This window comes from Streptomyces europaeiscabiei (genome assembly GCF_036346855.1).
Classification (GTDB): Bacteria; Actinomycetota; Actinomycetes; order Streptomycetales; family Streptomycetaceae; genus Streptomyces; species Streptomyces europaeiscabiei.
This window is the reverse complement of sequence record NZ_CP107841.1, coordinates 4,605,927-4,622,915: the sequence shown is the minus strand read 5'-3', so window position 1 is coordinate 4,622,915 and position 16,989 is coordinate 4,605,927. Positions and strand designations below refer to the sequence as shown.

At 71.6% G+C, this 16,989-nt stretch carries 14 protein-coding genes; 9 read left to right on the top strand and 5 right to left on the bottom strand.

Annotated elements, in window-relative coordinates:
* Window positions 1-138: 138 nt before the first annotated feature.
* Window positions 139-1,638: a class I adenylate-forming enzyme family protein gene (locus tag OG858_RS20025; protein WP_319264779.1), complete on the bottom strand. Its 1,500-nt coding sequence runs from the start codon at window positions 1,636-1,638 to the stop codon at window positions 139-141.
* Window positions 1,639-1,925: 287 nt separating this feature from the next.
* On the opposite strand from OG858_RS20025, the gene OG858_RS20020 reads away from it, so the two are divergent.
* The 4 genes from OG858_RS20020 (at window position 1,926) to OG858_RS20005 (ending at window position 6,466) form a co-directional block, all read left to right on the top strand.
* Window positions 1,926-3,119, top strand: a complete 1,194-nt coding sequence (locus OG858_RS20020; RefSeq protein ID WP_037705363.1) for an amidohydrolase family protein — start codon at window positions 1,926-1,928, stop codon at window positions 3,117-3,119.
* 90 nt (window positions 3,120-3,209) lie between these two features.
* Entirely contained in the window at window positions 3,210-4,340 is a 1,131-nt protein-coding gene (locus OG858_RS20015) for an acyl-CoA dehydrogenase family protein (protein WP_327724253.1), read from the top strand.
* A 142-nt stretch (window positions 4,341-4,482) separates the two neighbouring features.
* Complete coding sequence (locus OG858_RS20010; RefSeq protein WP_086748777.1) at window positions 4,483-5,376, top strand: acyl-CoA dehydrogenase; 894 nt, start codon at window positions 4,483-4,485, stop codon at window positions 5,374-5,376.
* A 529-nt stretch (window positions 5,377-5,905) separates the two neighbouring features.
* Window positions 5,906-6,466: an ATP-binding protein gene (locus OG858_RS20005; protein WP_086748778.1), complete on the top strand. Its 561-nt coding sequence runs from the start codon at window positions 5,906-5,908 to the stop codon at window positions 6,464-6,466.
* 963 nt (window positions 6,467-7,429) lie between these two features.
* Here OG858_RS20005 and OG858_RS20000 read toward each other — a convergent pair.
* Window positions 7,430-8,371, bottom strand: a complete 942-nt coding sequence (locus OG858_RS20000) for a cyclase family protein (RefSeq protein ID WP_319066991.1) — start codon at window positions 8,369-8,371, stop codon at window positions 7,430-7,432.
* Window positions 8,372-8,491: 120 nt separating this feature from the next.
* Between OG858_RS20000 and OG858_RS19995 the strand changes: the two genes are divergently transcribed.
* From OG858_RS19995 to OG858_RS19985, 3 genes are all read left to right on the top strand, one after another.
* On the top strand, window positions 8,492-9,403 hold the full coding sequence (locus OG858_RS19995; protein ID WP_319066990.1) for an SDR family NAD(P)-dependent oxidoreductase: 912 nt from the start codon (window positions 8,492-8,494) through the stop codon (window positions 9,401-9,403).
* A gap of 243 nt (window positions 9,404-9,646) precedes the next feature.
* Window positions 9,647-10,801 (top strand): acyl-CoA dehydrogenase family protein, encoded by a 1,155-nt coding sequence (locus OG858_RS19990; protein WP_328544652.1) that lies wholly within the window; start codon window positions 9,647-9,649, stop codon window positions 10,799-10,801.
* 16 nt (window positions 10,802-10,817) lie between these two features.
* Entirely contained in the window at window positions 10,818-11,867 is a 1,050-nt protein-coding gene (locus OG858_RS19985) for a Zn-dependent alcohol dehydrogenase (RefSeq protein WP_319066987.1), read from the top strand.
* 49 nt (window positions 11,868-11,916) lie between these two features.
* On the opposite strand, the gene OG858_RS19980 is transcribed toward OG858_RS19985, so the two are convergent.
* Window positions 11,917-13,053 carry a GlxA family transcriptional regulator gene (locus OG858_RS19980; RefSeq protein WP_328544653.1) on the bottom strand — a complete coding sequence of 379 codons (1,137 nt, stop codon included), beginning with the start codon at window positions 13,051-13,053 and terminating at the stop codon, window positions 11,917-11,919.
* A gap of 71 nt (window positions 13,054-13,124) precedes the next feature.
* Here OG858_RS19980 and OG858_RS19975 point away from each other — a divergent pair, with 71 nt between their 5' ends.
* On the top strand, window positions 13,125-14,591 hold the full coding sequence (locus OG858_RS19975; protein ID WP_327744144.1) for an MFS transporter: 1,467 nt from the start codon (window positions 13,125-13,127) through the stop codon (window positions 14,589-14,591).
* A 92-nt stretch (window positions 14,592-14,683) separates the two neighbouring features.
* Window positions 14,684-15,214, top strand: coding sequence for a hypothetical protein (locus tag OG858_RS19970; RefSeq protein ID WP_328544654.1), 531 nt, complete (start codon window positions 14,684-14,686; stop codon window positions 15,212-15,214).
* A 106-nt stretch (window positions 15,215-15,320) separates the two neighbouring features.
* Here OG858_RS19970 and OG858_RS19965 read toward each other — a convergent pair whose 3' ends face one another.
* Both OG858_RS19965 and OG858_RS19960 read right to left on the bottom strand, forming a co-directional pair.
* Window positions 15,321-16,013 carry a flavin reductase family protein gene (locus OG858_RS19965; protein WP_328544655.1) on the bottom strand — a complete coding sequence of 231 codons (693 nt, stop codon included), beginning with the start codon at window positions 16,011-16,013 and terminating at the stop codon, window positions 15,321-15,323.
* A 67-nt stretch (window positions 16,014-16,080) separates the two neighbouring features.
* Window positions 16,081-16,959: an enoyl-CoA hydratase/isomerase family protein gene (locus tag OG858_RS19960; protein WP_328544656.1), complete on the bottom strand. Its 879-nt coding sequence runs from the start codon at window positions 16,957-16,959 to the stop codon at window positions 16,081-16,083.
* Between the last annotated feature and the right edge of the window lie 30 nt (window positions 16,960-16,989).

Here is a 16,989-nt window from a genome sequence, read left to right as displayed (position 1 = left end):
GAGTACGCACGCGGGTGATCACCGTAGTGACCGCCCGAGTGATCACGGGCGGTGCGCGGTTCATGAAAGCGGTCCATGAAAGCGGTCCATGAAAGCAACTCATGAACGCAACTCATGAACGCTACTCATGAACGCAGCTCATGAGTAGCGTTCGCGCAGCTTGTACTTGAGCACCTTCCGCAGGGTCTCGTTGCGCGGAAGGGCGTCCACCAACTCCACCTGCTCCGGCAGCTTGTGGACGGACAGCCCTTCCGCGCGCAGCCAGTCGGTGACGTCCGTCAGCGTCAGGGGGTCGGCCCCCGGCGGCTGTTCGACCACCGCGCAGACCCGTTCCCCCCGTTCCGCGTCCGGCAGCCCGATCACCGCCACGTCCTGGACGGCCGGATGCCGGTGCAGCAGGTCCTCTATCTCCTTCGCCGAGATGTTCTCGCCCTTGCGGATGATGACGTCCTTGAGCCGTCCGGTCAGCACCAGATGGCCGCTGTCGGTGACCTGCCCGAGGTCGCCCGTGACGAAGAACCCGTCCGCGTCGAAGGCCGCCGCCGACTGCGCCGGATCCAGATACCCCCGGCACACGGCCTCGCCCCGCAACCGCACCTCCCCGTCCTCCGCGATCCGTATCTCCATCCCGGCCGGCGGCCGCCCCTCCGTCGTCGCCAGGTTCTCCACCGAGTCGTCCGGCGCCCCCATCGTGATCATCGGGACCTCCGTCATGCCGTACCCGTGGGTGAGCTGCACACCCATCTCCCGTACGACGGAGTGGTAGATCTCGGGCGGCTTCGGGGCCCCGCCGCCCGCGAGCAGCCGCAGGGTGGGAACGACCGGTACGCCGGGCTGTTTGCGCTGCTCGGCCAGGAACATCGAGTAGAACGCCGTCGACCCGCCCGCCACCGTCACCCCGTGCTTGCGGTAGCCCTCCAACGCGGCCGGCAGCGCGAAGTGCTCGAACAACACCGCCGGGAAGCCGTACAGCAGGAGCATCACCATGTAGTCCGGGCCGCCTATGTGCGCGTACGGGAAGGCGATCGAGCCGACGTCCTCCTGGCTGAGCCGGAGCGCGTGGGCGAGGCAGGATCCGCCCGCGATCAGCGAACGGTCCGTGTGGAGGACGCCCTTGGGGTCGGAGGTGGTACCCGAGGTCCAGTAGATCCAGCGGACGGAGGTGCCGTCGGCCGGCGGGGCGGGGAGCACCACGGGATCGCCGTCCGGGAGGTGGTCGTACGCCTCGAAGATCCCCCGTGCCTCCAGGCGCCGCGCCATCTCCGTGTGGTCGAAGCCCCGCCACTCGCCCGGCACCGCGAAGAAGTCCGCCTTCGACTCCCGGAGCGCGAAGCCGACCTCGCGATCGCGGTAGAAGGGGATGACCGGGGACTGGACGGCGCCGAGGCGGGCCAGGGCGAAGGAGAGCAGGGCCGTCTCGATGCGGGTGGGCAGCTGCCAGGCGACGACCGTGCCGGGGCGTACGCCCATGTCGTACAGCCCGGCCGCCACCCGCTCGGCGCGGGTGCGCAGCTCGCCGAAGCTCAGCGTGCGGTCGTCCTGGAGGAGGACGGGCCGGTCGGGCGTGAGCTCGGCGCGGCGGACGAGGAGCTCCCAGAGGGTGTGGGACGTGCCGAGTGCGTGGGCGGTGTCGTTCACAGCGGCGCTCCCCTTTTTTTGAGGCTCGGTTCGCCTCCGGGGCGCTCACAGCCGGTGTCGGGACCGCGACCGTGCTCGACCCTGCGGGCCTCCACGCGCTCACGGTCCCGACACCGGCGCGCCCCTTCGGCTCACTCGCCGGACAGCTGACGGCATGTCAGATCCTGGCCAGAGCGTAGGCCGGGGCGCCTTGTCGGTCCAGGGGTGTGCCACTAACCTGCACACCAGGATCTGACGGTCCATCAGATTCATCTCATCGGACAACTGTGGCAACGGAGTGGGGAACCATGGCCGAACTGCCCCGCATCATCAGCGTCGACGACCATGTGATCGAACCCGCGCACCTCTTCGACACCTGGCTGCCGGAGAAGTACCGCGACCGGGGCCCGAAGCCCCTCACCGCCGGGATCGGCGAACTCGCGTACGTGGCGGGCAAGTACCAGATCACGATGGACCCGGACGGGCAGCAGACCGACTGGTGGATCTACGAGGATCTGAAGTTCCCGTACAAGCGGAACATCGCGGCCGTCGGGTTCGACCGGGACGAGATGACGCTGGAGGGGATCACCCGGGAGGAGATGCGGCGCGGCTGCTGGGACCCGAAGGCGCGGCTGGCGGACATGGACCTCAACCACGTCGAGGCCTCGCTCTGCTTCCCGACCTTTCCGCGTTTCTGCGGGCAGACCTTCGCCGAGGCGCACGACAAGGAAGTGGCTCTGGCCTGTGTGCGCGCGTACAACGACTGGATGGTCGAGGAGTGGTGCGGCGACAGCGGCGGCCGGCTGATCCCGCTCTGCCTGATCCCCCTGTGGGACATCGACCTCGCGGTCGAGGAGATCAAGCGGAACGCCGCCCGGGGCGTCCGGGCCGTCACCTTCTCCGAGATCCCCACCTATCTCGGGCTGCCCTCCATCCACTCCGGCTACTGGGACCCCTTCTTCGCGGTCTGCCAGGAGACGGGGACGGTCGTCAACATGCACATCGGATCCAGCTCCCAGATGCCGGCCGCCTCCCCCGACGCGCCCCCCGCCGTACAGGCCTCGCTCTCCTTCAACAACGCGATGGCCTCGATGATGGACTTCCTCTTCAGCGGGGTCCTGGTGAAGTTCCCGCGCCTCAAACTCGCCTACAGCGAGGGCCAGATGGGGTGGATCCCCTATGCCCTGGAGCGCGCCGACGACGTCTGGGAGGAGCACCGCGCCTGGGGCGGGGTGCGCGACCTGATCCCCGAGCCGCCGTCGACGTACTACTACCGGCAGATGTTCTGCTGCTTCTTCCGCGACAAGCACGGGATCGCCTCGCTGGACGTGGTCGGCCGCGACAACGCGACCTTCGAGACCGACTACCCGCACGTCGACTCGACCTTCCCGCACACCAAGGAGGTCGCCCTCGACCATGTGAAGGGCCTCGACGACGAGACCGTCTACAAGCTCATGCGCGGCAACGCGATCCGCATGCTCGACCTGGACTTCGACAAGTGACGAGTGTCGGGTGACGAGTGTCGGGTGACGAGTGACGAGTGTCGGGCGATGAGCCTCGGATGACGGGTCGCGACTGAAGGGTCTCGGGTGATGGATCTCGCTTACAGCCCGGCGGAGGATGAGTTCCGGGCGCGGCTGCGGGAGTGGCTGGCGAAGGTGCTCCCCTCGACGGCGCCGAAGCCGTCGCCCGACGACTGGGCCGGACGGCGCGCGTACGACCTCGGCTGGCAGCGGATGCTGTACGACGCCGGGTACGCCGACGTCCACTGGGACGCCTCGCCGACCATGCGCCTGATCTTCCTGGAGGAGACCGAGAGGGCCGGTGCCCCGTACGTGGGCGCCAACTTCGTGGGGCTGTTGCACGCGGGGCCCACGATCGCCGCCGAGGGCACCGCCGAACAGCGGGCGCGCTGGCTGCCGCCGATCCTGCGCGGCGAGGAGGTCTGGTGCCAGGGCTTCAGCGAGCCGGACGCAGGGTCCGACCTCGCGGCGCTGCGCACGCGCGCACGCAGGGACGGCGACGCCTACGTGGTGACGGGGTCGAAGATCTGGACCTCGCACGCCGAAGTCGCCGACTGGTGCGAGCTGTTGGTGCGGACGGACGGGGAGGCGCCGAAGCACCGGGGTATCTCCTGGCTGGCGATGCCCATGGACGCGCCCGGCGTGACCGTACGGCCCCTGCGCACCCTCGCCGGCTCCACCGAGTTCGCCGAGGTCTTCCTCGACGAGGTGCGGGTGCCGGTCGCCAACCGGGTGGGGGAGGAGAACGACGGCTGGCGCGTGACCATGGTGACCCTGTCGTTCGAGCGCGGGACGGCGTTCGTGGGCGAAGTGGTCGCCTGTCGCCGGGTGTTGGGAGAGATCGCGCGGGAGGCGCGGACGAACGGGCGCTGGGACGACTCAGCGGTGCGGCGGCGGCTGGGGCGGCTGAACGCGGAGTTCCGGGCGCTGTGGCGGCTCACGCAGTGGAACGTGAGCGCGGCGGAGGCGTCCGGAGGGGTCCCGGGGGTGGGGGGCTCGGTCTTCAAGCTGAGGTACTCGCGCGCACGGCAGGAGTTGTACGACGTCGCGGCGGATGTTCTGGGGCCGGGGGCGCTCGATCTCGGGCGGCCGTGGGTTCTTGACCGGCTCAGTTCGCTGTCGTACACGATCGCCGCGGGGACGTCCGAGATTCAGCGGAACATCGTGGGTGAGCGGATCCTCGGGCTGCCCAAGGGGTGAGGGGCCGGCGCCCGACAGCTCGGGGTGTGGGGTGGGCCGGCGGCTGTCGGCGCGTCTGCGGGGGCGTCGTGGTTGCTCGGGCGGTTCCCCGCGCCTTTGAAGGGCGCTTGCCGTAGACGGTGTTGATGAGGGGATCTTGGCTATGCGGTTTCAACTCACCGACGATCAGCGGGCCTTGCGGGACGGGGTCCGGGGCATGCTGGCGCGGCGCTTCGGCTCGGATGCGCTGCGGGCCGCCGTCGACCGGCCCGGGCTGGACCGGGGGCTCTGGCGGGAGCTGGGTGCGGCGGGGTTCTTCTCGCTCTGTCTGTCCGAGGCGGACGGCGGAGTCGGACTCGGAGTGCCGGAGGCGGTGCTGGTGTTCGAGGAGGCGGGGCGGGCGCTGTTGCCGGGGCCGCTGGTGGCGACGCATCTCGCGGCGGGGGTGGTGCCGGGGGCGGCGACCGGGGAGGTCGTCGTGACCGCCGTCGGGGGTGGAGGGCTGGTGGAGTGGCTGGACGAGGCGGACGTGGTGGTGGGGGTGGTCGGAGAGGCCGTGGAGGCCGTGGAGCTGCGGTCCGTCGATCCGTTGACGCCGCTGCACCGGGTGCCGGGGACCGATCCCTCCGCCCGGCCTGATGATCTCTTCGTGCTGCTCACCGCCGCCGAGCAGTTGGGAACGGCGGTCCGGGCCTGCGAGGCCGCGGTGCAACACGCCCGGACGCGGGAGCAGTTCGGGCGGCCGGTCGGGGCCTTCCAGGCGGTCAAGCATCTGTGTGCCGAACTGCTGGTGCGGGTGGAGGTGGCGCGGGCGGCGGTGTACGCGGCGGCCGTGACCGTCGATCCCGTGGACATCGCGGCGGCCCGGCTGCTGGCCGACGAGGCGGCGGTGCGCGGGGCCCGCGACTGCCTCCAGGTGCACGGCGGCATGGGGTTCACCTGGGAGGCCGACGTACACCTGTGTCTGAAGCGGGCGTGGGTACGGGCGGAACGTGGCGGATCGATCACGCAGAGTGAGGAGCTGTTGGCGGGGGAACTGTTGATCGAGGCGGGTTGACCGCGCTGACCAGGGCGGGAACGGGAATCTGTGGCGAGGGCCCGGCCGAATGTCGCGGAACGTGGCATACCGGAATTACCGAGCGTTGATACCGGGTTGTGTCCTAGGTGTGACTTGTCACGGCCTGGAGTCGGAGTCCCGCTCCGGTACCTTCTGGTGGATGCGAGTGGTTCCGAGGTCGAGCCGAGCCGGTGTTGCCCCTGTGGCGGCCCCGGATCCGGCGGTGCGCGGCGCTCGTGAAGTGGGCCGGAGTCTCGTCGCTCCGGTCTGTTCGACTCCCCGCGATGAGCGTCGCACAGTATGCCGTATGCGTACTCCTTCGCGCTGGAATATGCCCGAAGCGCTTGTTGGGGTGACTGTACGTCAACCATGCTGTCCTGTAAGGGGATCACGTTCCGTGATCCCGGTGCCGACGGTGTCGATGGCGGTGGCGTCGGCCAGGCAGCAGATGACCACGATCGTGGCCCCTGAGGGGCGTGCGGCGATGTGTCCGCCGGTTCGGATGGTGTGAGCGGTGCAGGTGCTTCAAGTGCAGCTGGAGATCCGGCCCGACCCTGCAGAGGTGGGTCGCGCACGGAGATGGGCCCGTTCGCGGCTCGCCGGGTCCGGGATAGGAGACGACGAACCGCTCGCCGAGACGCTGATCCTCCTCGTCTCCGAGCTGGTCACCAACGCGGTCGTCCACACCGGCCGTCCGGCCGTGCTGCGGCTGTTGCTGTCCGGCCTCCGCGACGGTGCGATCGGCAAGGTCCGCCTGGAGGTCGCCGACACCAGTGCGTGTCCGCCGACGCCGCGATGCGCCGACGGTGACGAGACGGGCGGGCGGGGCCTCGCCCTCGTCGAGGTCCTCGCGGACCGCTGGGGCTGGTCCTACGAGGGCATCGGCAAACGCATCTGGTGCGAGCTGGACCGGGTGGTGCCGGGGATGGCCGGGGCTGTGGGTGTCTCGGGGGCTTCGGGTGGTGTGCCGGGTGCGGCGAACGGCGTTGTGGCCCCGGCGGTCTATCCGGCGTGCAGCGCGGTCACCGGGGTCGCGGCGGTCGCCCGGGAGAGCCTGGCACGCGAGGGACTGGCGTACGAGGCGGTCTAGGCCGTTTCTGATGGCTCTTGGTCGGAGATCATCCGGCCGATCGGCGCCGCGCGAGGTGACTCGTGAGGCGCCGGCCGCCTCACGGGACTCGTCCGTGACCGCTCACGAACGGCTTCAAGAGCCGTCAGAAACGGCCTGGGGCCGGGGTTCCTGGCGGGCCGGAGGCGCGATGGGCCGGTGCTCCGCTGCTCGGTGGTGCGAGGTGCCGCCGCGGCCACCCCCGTGCCGCCCGGGGGTGGCCGCGGCGGACCGCAGTCATGGCAGGCGGGCGGGCGCGCCCCTGCCCTGCCCCTGCCCGCCCTGCCCCTGCCCTGCCCCTGCCCTGCCCTGCCCCTGCCCTGCCCCTGCCGGGTGGGCGCCGCGTCGGTGGTGCGACGGCCTGCGGCCACGACGGGCGGACTCGCGCCTGTCGCCGCCGCTGCTGGGTGCGTCCCTGCGGGGAGGGGCGCGGGGAACTGTGCGATCGGCCGCGTACGGGCGGCGTCGCGCGACACCGCGTGCCCCCGAACTGCCGGGCGCACGCGGACGGACGGCATTCGCGCCGCACACGCCTGCGTGCGAGCGCACGGCGTCGGCCGGTCGGCCGGTGGTGTCGAACCGTGCGCCGGGATGTGCTTCCGTACGTACCGGCGCGGCGCCGCTTCCGCACGGTTGGTCCCCGAACGGGTGTTGACGTGCCGTGTCCGTTTGATCACGCTTGTGTTCAGCGATTCGCCGCGAGGGGACGACGAGGGTTTCGATGACGGAATCCCTCGACGAGCGTGGGTCGTGTTTCGGCGTCGGCTCCCGGCAGGGCACGGGGCGGGTACGCCGAAGCCGGATGGCGGCGCGCGGTGCCGTGCTCGGGGCGGGCGACGGCGCGCCGCCGGCCGACCTCCGGGCCCCTCGGCCCACAAGTCCGTCGGCCCTCAATCGCCTTGCCCCGCAGGCTCCTTGACTGGCGGCCTCCATGGCTCGGCGGGCCTACAGGATGGCGATCGGTGCCACCGGTGTGCCCGTGGCGCCGACGAACGGCTCGGGCATCGCCGAGAGCAGGAAGTCATACCGCCCGGCTTGTCCACAGGCTGTGGACAACTCTTCCAGGTTCCAGTTCTGGCCCTGGGGCATGCCCATCTCGACCAGGTCGAGCGCGTGCACCGGCAGCCACAGGTCCTCGATCTCCGGCGGGAAGATCTCGAACGTCAGGGTGTCATTGGCGACGGCCGCGACATCACGTGCGTGGAACCACTCCGGGGTACGGAGCGAGAGCCCCGGTGACGGGTACGCGTACGCGTGCTTGTCGCCGGTGAGGTAGGTCCGGATCTGCCCGGTGCGGACCAGGACGATGTCACCCGCGCGGACCCGCGTGCCCGCCAACTCCTCGGCCGCGTCCAGGTCTTCGGGGGTGACCGCGTGATGTCCGGGGAGGTGGTCGTCGCCGAGATCCAGCGCGCGCGGGATGTCCAGCAGCACTCCGCGCGAGACGATGTGCCGGGCCTTGTCGATGCCGGCGAAGGCCGCGCCGCCGTGCGGGGTGATGGTGTCGGCCGGACGGCCGTTGTAGATCCGGCCCGAGTGCGAGACATGGGTGAGCGCGTCCCAGTGGGTCGCCGCCTGGAGACCCATCGTCACGGCGTCGTCGCTGCACGCGACCGTGCCCGGCCCGAAGATCTCCTGGTTGATCTGCACCATCGCGTGCAGCGGGTTCACCCGGCCCGGCATCATCCCCGTCTGCACGCCGTCCTGTTGAAGGGGCAGCGCGAGCGGCACGCGGCGACCGGAACGGACCGAGGCGGCGGCCTCCCGTACGACCTCGTCGGTGATCAGGTTGAGGGTGCCGATCTCGTCGTCCGGCCCCCAACGGCCCCAGTTGTTCACGCGCTTGGCTATCTCCGCGAACGCGGCGAACTGCGTGGGCGATGACATCGGGCCTCCCCGGGGCTTGTGGTGGCGTATCCGACGGGTCGTAGAATCTCCGTGCGAGCAAATCTAACGGTCCGTCAGATAACGGTCCGTCAGAAACCGCGATGAGGGGAAGGGGCCGGGGTGGGAAACTTCTTGGCAGGCAAGGTCGTCGCCGTCACCGGAGCGGGGCGGGGGATCGGCCGGGCGGTCGCCCTCGGCGCCGCAGCCGAGGGTGCGCGGGTCGTCGTCAACGACTACGGAGTCTCCGTCGACGGCTCCGAACCCACCAGTTCCGTCGCCGAGACCGTCGTCAAGGAGATCGAGGCGGCCGGCGGAGAGGCGGTCGCCGTCGCCGACGACATCTCCACGATGGCGGGCGGACAGCGGGTCGTGGACACGGCGGTCGAGACGTACGGGCGGATCGACGGGGTCGTGTGCGTCGCCGGGATCCTGCGGGAACGGATGCTGTTCAACATGGCCGAGGACGAGTGGGATCCGGTGATCGCCACGCATCTCAAGGGCACGTTCACGGTGTTCAGGGCCGCGTCCGCCGTCATGCGCAAGCAGCGGGCCGGAACCCTGGTCGGGTTCACGAGCGGCAACCACCAGGGGTCCGTCTCCCAGGCCAACTACAGCGCGGCCAAGGGCGGCATCATCTCGCTGGTGCGCAGCGCCGCGCTGGGCCTGCACCGGTACGGGGTGACCGCGAACGCGGTGGCTCCGGTCGCGCGTACACGGATGTCCGCCGGCGTCCCGATGGAGCTGACCGAGATCGGCGAGCCGGAGGACGTGGCCGCGTTCGTGGTGTACCTGCTGTCCGACCGGGCTCGGGAGGAACGGATCACGGGGCAGGTGTACACGGTCGCCGGGCCGAAGATCGCAGTGTGGGCGCAGCCGCGGGAGCTGCGCTCGGCGTACGCGGAGGAGGGGTGGACGCCGGAGAGGATCGCGGAGGTTCTGCCGGGGGCGGTGGGGGTGGATCCGATGCCGATGCTGGAGCGGGTGGCGGGGATGGCCCGTGCCGCCGCGGCTGGGGAGCGGCCGAATGCCTGAGAGGGCGGGCGGGCGGTTCGGTTCGTTGGCGGGTGCGGGTGCGGGTGGTGGGTGGTTGCTCGCGCAGTTCCCCGCGCCCCTGAACAGCAGGGGCTGCGCCCCGTGCTTTCGGCCCGCCGACCCATCGCACTTCGGGACCGCAGGACCGTGGGCTCTCAGGCCCGCAGGGGCCTGATCTTCTAGGGGCGCGAGGAACTGCGCGACCAGCCCCCACTCACCCGCAGCCGACAAACGGGAGATGGCATGGACTTCGGGTTCAGTGACGAGGACGAGGCGTTCCGGCGGGACGTGAGGGCGTGGCTGGGGGCGCACGCCGACGTGGGCGGGGACCGGCGGGCCTGGGAACGGACCCTGGGAGCCGCCGGGTGGATCGGGCTCGGGTGGAGCGAGGGCGGATACGGGAACCGGACGGCCACCCTCGTGCAACAGGTCGTGTGGGCCGAGGAGTACGCGCGGGCCGGGCTCCCGGCCCGGTCGGGGCACATCGGGGAGAAGCTGCTCGCGCCGACCCTGATCGCGTACGGGAGCGCGGAGCAGAAGCGGCGGTTCCTGCCGGCGGTCGCGCGCGGCGACGAACTCTGGTGCCAGGGGTACAGCGAACCCGGCGCCGGGTCGGATCTCGCCGGGGTGCGGACGAAGGCGGAGCGTGCGGGGGACGGGTCGTACCGGATCACCGGGCAGAAGATCTGGACCTCGCTCGCCCATGAGGCCGACTGGTGCTTCGTACTGGCCCGTACCGAGGCGGGGTCCGCACGTCACCACGGGCTGTCGCTGCTGCTCGTGCCCATGGACCAGCCGGGGTGCGTCGAGGTGCGGCCGATCCGGCAGATGACCGGGACGAGCGAGTTCAACGAGGTGTTCTTCGAGGGGGCGCACGCCCGCGCGGAGCATGTCGTCGGGGGTGAGGGAAACGGCTGGCGGGTCGCCATGGGCCTCCTCGGCTTCGAGCGAGGCGTGTCGACCCTCGCCCAGCAGATCGGGTTCGAGCAGGAGTTGGGGGACGTCGTACGGGCCGCCGTGGACAGCGGGGCTGTGGACGATCCCGTCGTACGCGACCGTCTCGTACGGCAGTGGGCCGAGCTGCGGGTGATGCGGTGGAACGCCCTGCGCACGCTCGGGGGGCCGGAAGGCGGCGCGGAACCCGGCGCGCCGAGTGTGGCCAAGTTGCTGTGGGGGCGGTGGCATCGGCGGCTCGGGGAGCTGGCGATGGAGGTGCGGGGCGCGGGGGCCGTGGTGGGGCCGCGGGAGTGGTCGGCGGAGGAGCCGTACGCACTCGATCCGTTCCAGCACCTGTTCCTGTTCAGCCGGGCCGACACCATCTACGGCGGTTCGGACGAGATACAGCGCACGATCATCGCCGAGCGGGTGCTCGGTCTGCCGAAGGAGCCGAGAGGCTGAGCTGAGGGGTGGAGCCATGCGCGGAGTGGTGTTCGACGGGAAGCGGGCCGAGGTCGTCGATGACCTGGACGTACGGGACCCGGGACCGGGCGAGGTGTTGGTGGCCGTGTCGGCGGCCGGGCTCTGCCACAGCGACCTGTCGGTGGTGGACGGGACCATCCCCTTCCCCGTTCCCGTGGTGCTGGGACACGAGGGCGCGGGGATCGTCGAGGCGGTGGGCGCGGGGGTCCGGCATGTCCGGCCCGGGGACCATGTGGCCCTGTCCACCCTCGCCAACTGCGGGGCCTGCGCCGACTGCGACCGGGGGCGGCCGACCATGTGCCGCCGGGCGATCGGGCGGCCCACCCGGCCCTTCTCGCGGGGTGGGCGGGAGGTGTTCCAGTTCGCCGCGAACTCCGCCTTCGCGGAGAAGACGGTGGTCAAGGCCGTGCAGGCGGTACGGATACCGGAGGACATTCCGCTGACCTCCGCCGCACTGATCGGGTGCGGGGTGCTGACCGGCGTCGGCGCGGTCCTCAACCGGGCGCGCGTCGACCGGGGCGACGGTGTCGTCGTGATCGGGGCCGGGGGGATCGGGCTCAACGTCGTCCAGGGTGCGCGGATCGCGGGGGCCACGCGGATCGTCGCCGTGGACGCCAATCCGGAGAAGGAGGCGGTGGCGAGGCGGTTCGGGGCCACGCACTTCCTGACGTCCGTGGAGGGCGTGCGGGACATCCTCCCCACCGGCGCCGACCACGCGTTCGAGTGCGTCGGCCGCGTCGACCTCATCCGCCAGGCGATCGACCTGCTCGACCGGCGCGGGCAGGCCGTTCTGCTGGGCGTGCCGGCCGCGACCGCCGAGGCGTCCTTCCTCGTCTCCTCCCTCTACCTGGACAAGTCGATCCTGGGATGCCGGTACGGGTCCTCGCGGCCGCAGCGGGACATCGCGCTCTACGCCGACCTGTACCGGGAGGGCCGGCTGCTGCTGGACGAGCTGGTCACGGCCACGTATCCGGTGGAGGAGTTCGCGAAGGCGGCGCAGGACGCGGGGGAGGGGCGGGTGGCGCGGGCGGTGCTCACCTTCTAGACCACCGGCCGGGTCGATCACGCCCGGTCCCTTCCGCCCGCCCGATCCCTTACGCCCACCCGGTTCTCTCCGCCTTGAACGTCCGCCGGTACGCCGTCGGGGTCACTCCCAGTGCCCCCTGCAGATGCTGCCGCATCGACTGGGCCGTGCCGAAGCCCGCGTCGTGGGCGACCTGGTCGATGGAGAGGTCGGTGGACTCCAGGAGGTGGCGGGCCCGTTCGACGCGCTGCTGGGTGAGCCACTGGCCGGGGCTGATGCCGACCTCCTCGCGGAAGCGGCGCGTGAAGGTGCGGACGGACATGGACTCCTGCTCGGCCATGTCGCGGAGCTGGATCGGCTCGTGAAGGCGCCCCAGGGCCCAGGCGCGGGCGGCGGTCGTGGTCGCGGACTGCGGCTCGGGCACCGGCCGCTGGATGTACTGGGCCTGCCCGCCGTCCCGGTGCGGCGGTACGACCGTGCGCCGGGCCACGTCGTTGGCGACGCCGGTGCCGTGGTCGCGTCGTACGAGATGCAGGCACAGGTCGATGCCGGCCGCGACGCCCGCCGAGGTGAGGACGTCGCCGTCGTCGACGAAGAGGACGTCCGCGTCGACCCGGACCTTCGGGAAGAGCCGCTGGAAGTGCTCGGCGTGGTACCAGTGCGTGGTCGCCGGGCGGCCGTCCAGAAAGCCCGCCGCGGCCAGGACGTAGCCACCGGTGCAGATGGAGACCAGCCGGGTGCCGGGACGGATGTGGGCGAGGGCTGCGGCCAGTTCGGGGGTGAGGACGCCCTCCTCGTGGACCGGGCCGAGTTCGTACGAGGCGGGGACGACGACCGTGTCGGCGGTGGCCAGGGCCTCCGGGCCGTTCGGCACGAGGATCTCGAAGTCGGCGTCCGTCTCCACCGGGCCGGGCGGCCGGATCGAGCAGGTGACGATCTCGTACAGCGGTCGTCCGGCCGCGTTGCGCGCCTTGCCGAAGATGCGCTGCGGGATGCCCAGTTCGAAGGGGAGTAGTCCGTCGAGGGCGAGGACGACGACGCGGTGGCGGCGGTCCGGGGGGTGATGGCCGGTGGGCCCGGCAGCGCGGTCGGCACCGGCCTCGGCCTTGGCGCCGGCCGCGGTCTTGGCACCGGCCGCGGTCTTGGCGCCGGCCTCGGCCTTGGCACCGGCCTCGGTACCGCGCTCGGTGGTCGGCTCGGCGGTCATGGCCCGATCCTAGCGAACGATGTCTCTCCGGCCGCTCGTTCGGACGCGCCGCAGGTCGGACCCTTGATGGCATGCCCCAGACAGCCGACGAGGCCCGTGCCGCCGACGAGGCCCGTGCCGCCGACGAGGCCCCTGCCGCCGCCGACCCCGACTCCGCCGACCACGGCTCCGCTGACCTCGGCTCCGCTGACCTCGGCTCCGCTGACCTCGGCTCCGCTGACCTCGACTCCGCCGACCACGGCTCCGCTGACCTCGGCCCCGTCGGGTCCGACCGCAGCCCCGGCCGTACCCGGCGTGTCCACCGCGCCTGGTTCGTCGCCGCCGTCACCTTCGTGACGATCATCGGGGCGGCGGCCTTCCGTTCGCTGCCGGGTCTGCTGATAGATCCGCTGCACCAGGAGTTCGACTGGTCGCGCAGCACGATCGCGTCGGCGGTCTCGATCAACCTGGCGCTGTACGGCCTGACGGCCCCCTTCGCCGCCGCGCTGATGGACCGTTTCGGCATCCGCCGGGTTGTCGCCGTCGCCCTGACGGTGATCGCGTTCGGGGCCGGTGCGACGGTGTGGATGACCTCGGCCTGGCAGTTGATGCTCTGCTGGGGCCTGCTGGTGGGGCTCGGGTCCGGTTCGATGGCGCTGGCCTTCGCGGCGACCGTCACCGACCGCTGGTTCACCGAACGGCGCGGCCTGGTCTCGGGCATCCTGACCGCCGCCTCGGCGTCCGGGCAGCTGATCTTCCTCCCCTTGCTGTCGTGGATCGTCTCCGAGCGCGGCTGGCGGCCCGCCTCCGTCACCGTCGCCCTCGCCGCCCTGGCCGTCGTCCCCTTCGTCTGGCTGCTGCTGCGCGACCACCCGGCGGACGTGGGGCTGAAGCCGTACGGGGCGAAGGAGTTCGTGCCGAAGCCGGGGCCGGTTCCGGGAGCGGCGCGGCGGGCGGTGAAGGTGCTCGTCTCGGCGATGCGGACCGGGCCGTTCTGGCTTCTCGCCGGTACGTTCGCGATCTGTGGGGCCTCCACCAACGGCCTCATCCAGACCCACTTCATACCTGCCGCCCACGACGAGCACATGCCCGTCAGGGCGGCGGCCTCGCTGCTCGCGGTCATCGGGGTCTTCGACGTCCTCGGCACGATCGCCTCGGGCTGGTTCACGGACCGCTTCGACTCGCGTCGGCTGCTGGCGGTGTACTACGCGTTCCGGGGCATCTCGCTCCTCTTCCTCCCGCTCCTGCTGGCGCCCGCCGTCCATCTCCCGATGATCTTCTTCATCGTCTTCTACGGCCTCGACTGGGTTGCCACCGTCCCGCCCACCATGGCCCTGTGCCGCGAGCACTACGGCGAGGACAGCGCCATCGTCTTCGGCTGGGTCCTCGCCTCCCACCAGCTCGGCGCCGCCCTCGTCGCCTTCCTGGGCGGCCTCGCCCGCGACATCTTCGGTACGTACGACGTCGTCTGGTACGCCTCGGGCGCGCTGTGCGCGGCGGCGGCACTGATGGCGCTGGTGATACGGAGGCGGGGGGTGGGGAGGGTGGGGGTCTCCTGAGCCGTTCCGCAGATCCGACCGGGACTCAGTGCGGGGCAACCGTTTGGTCCGGGGCACACTCCCCGTGAGGGGGAGGGGTGCTGGTGATGGACATGGCGACGGCTGGGGTGGCGGCGGAGGGCACGGTCCGGAAGGGGGCCGCGCCGTCGGCGGTGGCGATGGCGGTGCTGTGCGTGGAGGGCGCGCTGCTGTGTGCGGTGCTGTTCCTGGTGGGACTCGGTGAGTCGCCGGGGCTCGGGGGCGGAGAGGCTTTCGCGGCGTTCGCCGTGGCCCCACTGCTGCTCCTGCTCGTCCTGTTCGCCGCCACCGTTCTGACCGTGGTGTACGTCCTCCCGGCCGTCCTGCTCGCCCACTGGACCGCACGGCAGCTGACCGGCCGTGTCGCCTGGTGGTGGATCCCGCCCGCCTGCACCCTGTGGGTGCTCCCCGCCCTGATCGTCCCGTCCTGGCACCTCACCGCCCTCGCGCTCTACGCGGCGGTCCTGCCCCCGGCCCTGGCCGCGCACCACACCCTCGTGCGCGCCGACGCGGGCCGACCCGTCCAGCCCTGCGCGGCGATCCTCACGTGGGGAGCGTTGGTCGTGCTGTGTGTGGTGGTCGTGGGTGGGGTGGTGGTGCGGTAGGCGGGCGTGGGGGTAACGGGGGCCCGAGGGTCGGGGGCTGCCTGGCCGGGCCCTCAAGGAGGCGCTTCAGTCGGCGCACTCGAACGAGTGGCGCCCAACCTTGCTGTCATGGCCTGAGCTGCCCGAACCGCCCCCTGTGGAACAGCAGCGGGCGCGTCGCCTCGTCGTCCGTGCCCAGCGCCTTCACCCGGCCCACCACGATCAGGTGGTCGCCGCCGGTGTGGACGGCGTGGATCGTGCAGTCGATCCAGGCGGCGGCGCCGGTGAGGCGGGGGGAGCCCGTGGCGGGGGCCGGGGTGTGGGCTACACCGGCGAACTTGTCCGCGCCGCTCACCGCGAAGCTCCGGCACAAGTCGCCCTGGTCCGCGCCGAGTACGTTCACGCAGAAGACGCCCGCGCGGGCGATCCGGGGCCAGGTCGTCGACGTACGGCCGACCATGAACGCGACCAGCGGCGGATCGAGCGAGAGGGACGAGAACGACTGGCAGGCGAAGCCGGCGGGGCGGTCGGCGGGCAGGCCGTCGAGGTGTCCGGTGAGGTGTTCGGTGAGGGCGGGGGCGTCGGCCGACCGGGTCGACGGCGGTGCGGTGATCACCGTGACACCCGTCGCGAAGTTGCCCAGTACGCGCCGGAATTCGGCCTGGTCCACCGGCGCGCGCTCGTCCTCGCCCACGCAGCGCAGCTCGGGGCGCGGCAGTGCTTCGACGACCGCTTCCGGGTGCGTCGTCCTACGGCTTCTGTCCGCCGGGTCCGCCCTCAGATAGCGGACGGCGGCGGCTGCCATTCCAGCGTGTCCCATCACATCACCATTGGAGCTGACGGATCGTCAGAAGTGAAGTGGGGTCCCGTAACGGTTCTTCCGGGCGTCAGCGGCCCTCGTAGCGCGGTGTCCGTCGTTCCACGAAGCTCGCCACGCCCTCCTGGGCGTCCGCCGTCGTCATGTTGATCTCCTGCGCGGCGGCCTCGGCGGCGAAGGCGGTGGCGCGGTCGGTGTCGAGGGAGGTGTTGACCAGGTGTTTGGTCAGTGCAAGGGCGCGGGTCGGGCCGGCGGCGAGACGCTCGGCCCACTCGCGGGCCGTCTTCTCCAGGTCCGGGGCGGGAACGACACGGTTGACGAGGCCGAGGCGCTCCGCGTCGGCGGCGGACAGGGCGTCGCCGAAGAACATCAGCTCCTTCGCCCGGTGGGGGCCGACGAGGCGGGGGAGCAGATACGCGCCGCCGCCGTCGGGGACGAGGCCGCGCCGTACGAACACCTCGATGAAACGGGCCTCCTCGGCCGCCAGTACGAGGTCGCAGGCGAGGGCGAGATGCGCGCCGATACCGGCCGCCGTACCGTTCACCGCCGCGATCACCGGCTTCTCGCAGTCGAGGACGGCCGCGACGAGCCGCTGGGCGCCGAGGCGGATCACGCGCGCCACGTCACCGGCCACGCGCGCCCCGCTGCCGGTCGCCGATCCGCCGCCCGCCGGTCCGCTGCCGGTCGCCGATCCGCCGCCGTTCGCCGCGTCCCGAAGGTCCGCCCCCGCGCAGAAGCCCCGGCCCGTCGCGGTGATGACGACCGCGCGTACGGCGGGGTCGGCGGAGGCGTCGGCGAGGAGGTGGATGAGGCGTTCCCGCTGGTCGGGGGTGATCGCGTTCATCGCTTCGGGGCGGTTGAGGGTGATCCATGAGACGGCGTTGTCAGTGGCGTGCCGTATCAATGAGTCACGGGATTTTTCGGGATGTTCAGAGGGGGAAGCGGACATGTGGGTGCTCCTGTTGCTACGAGGAGTGAT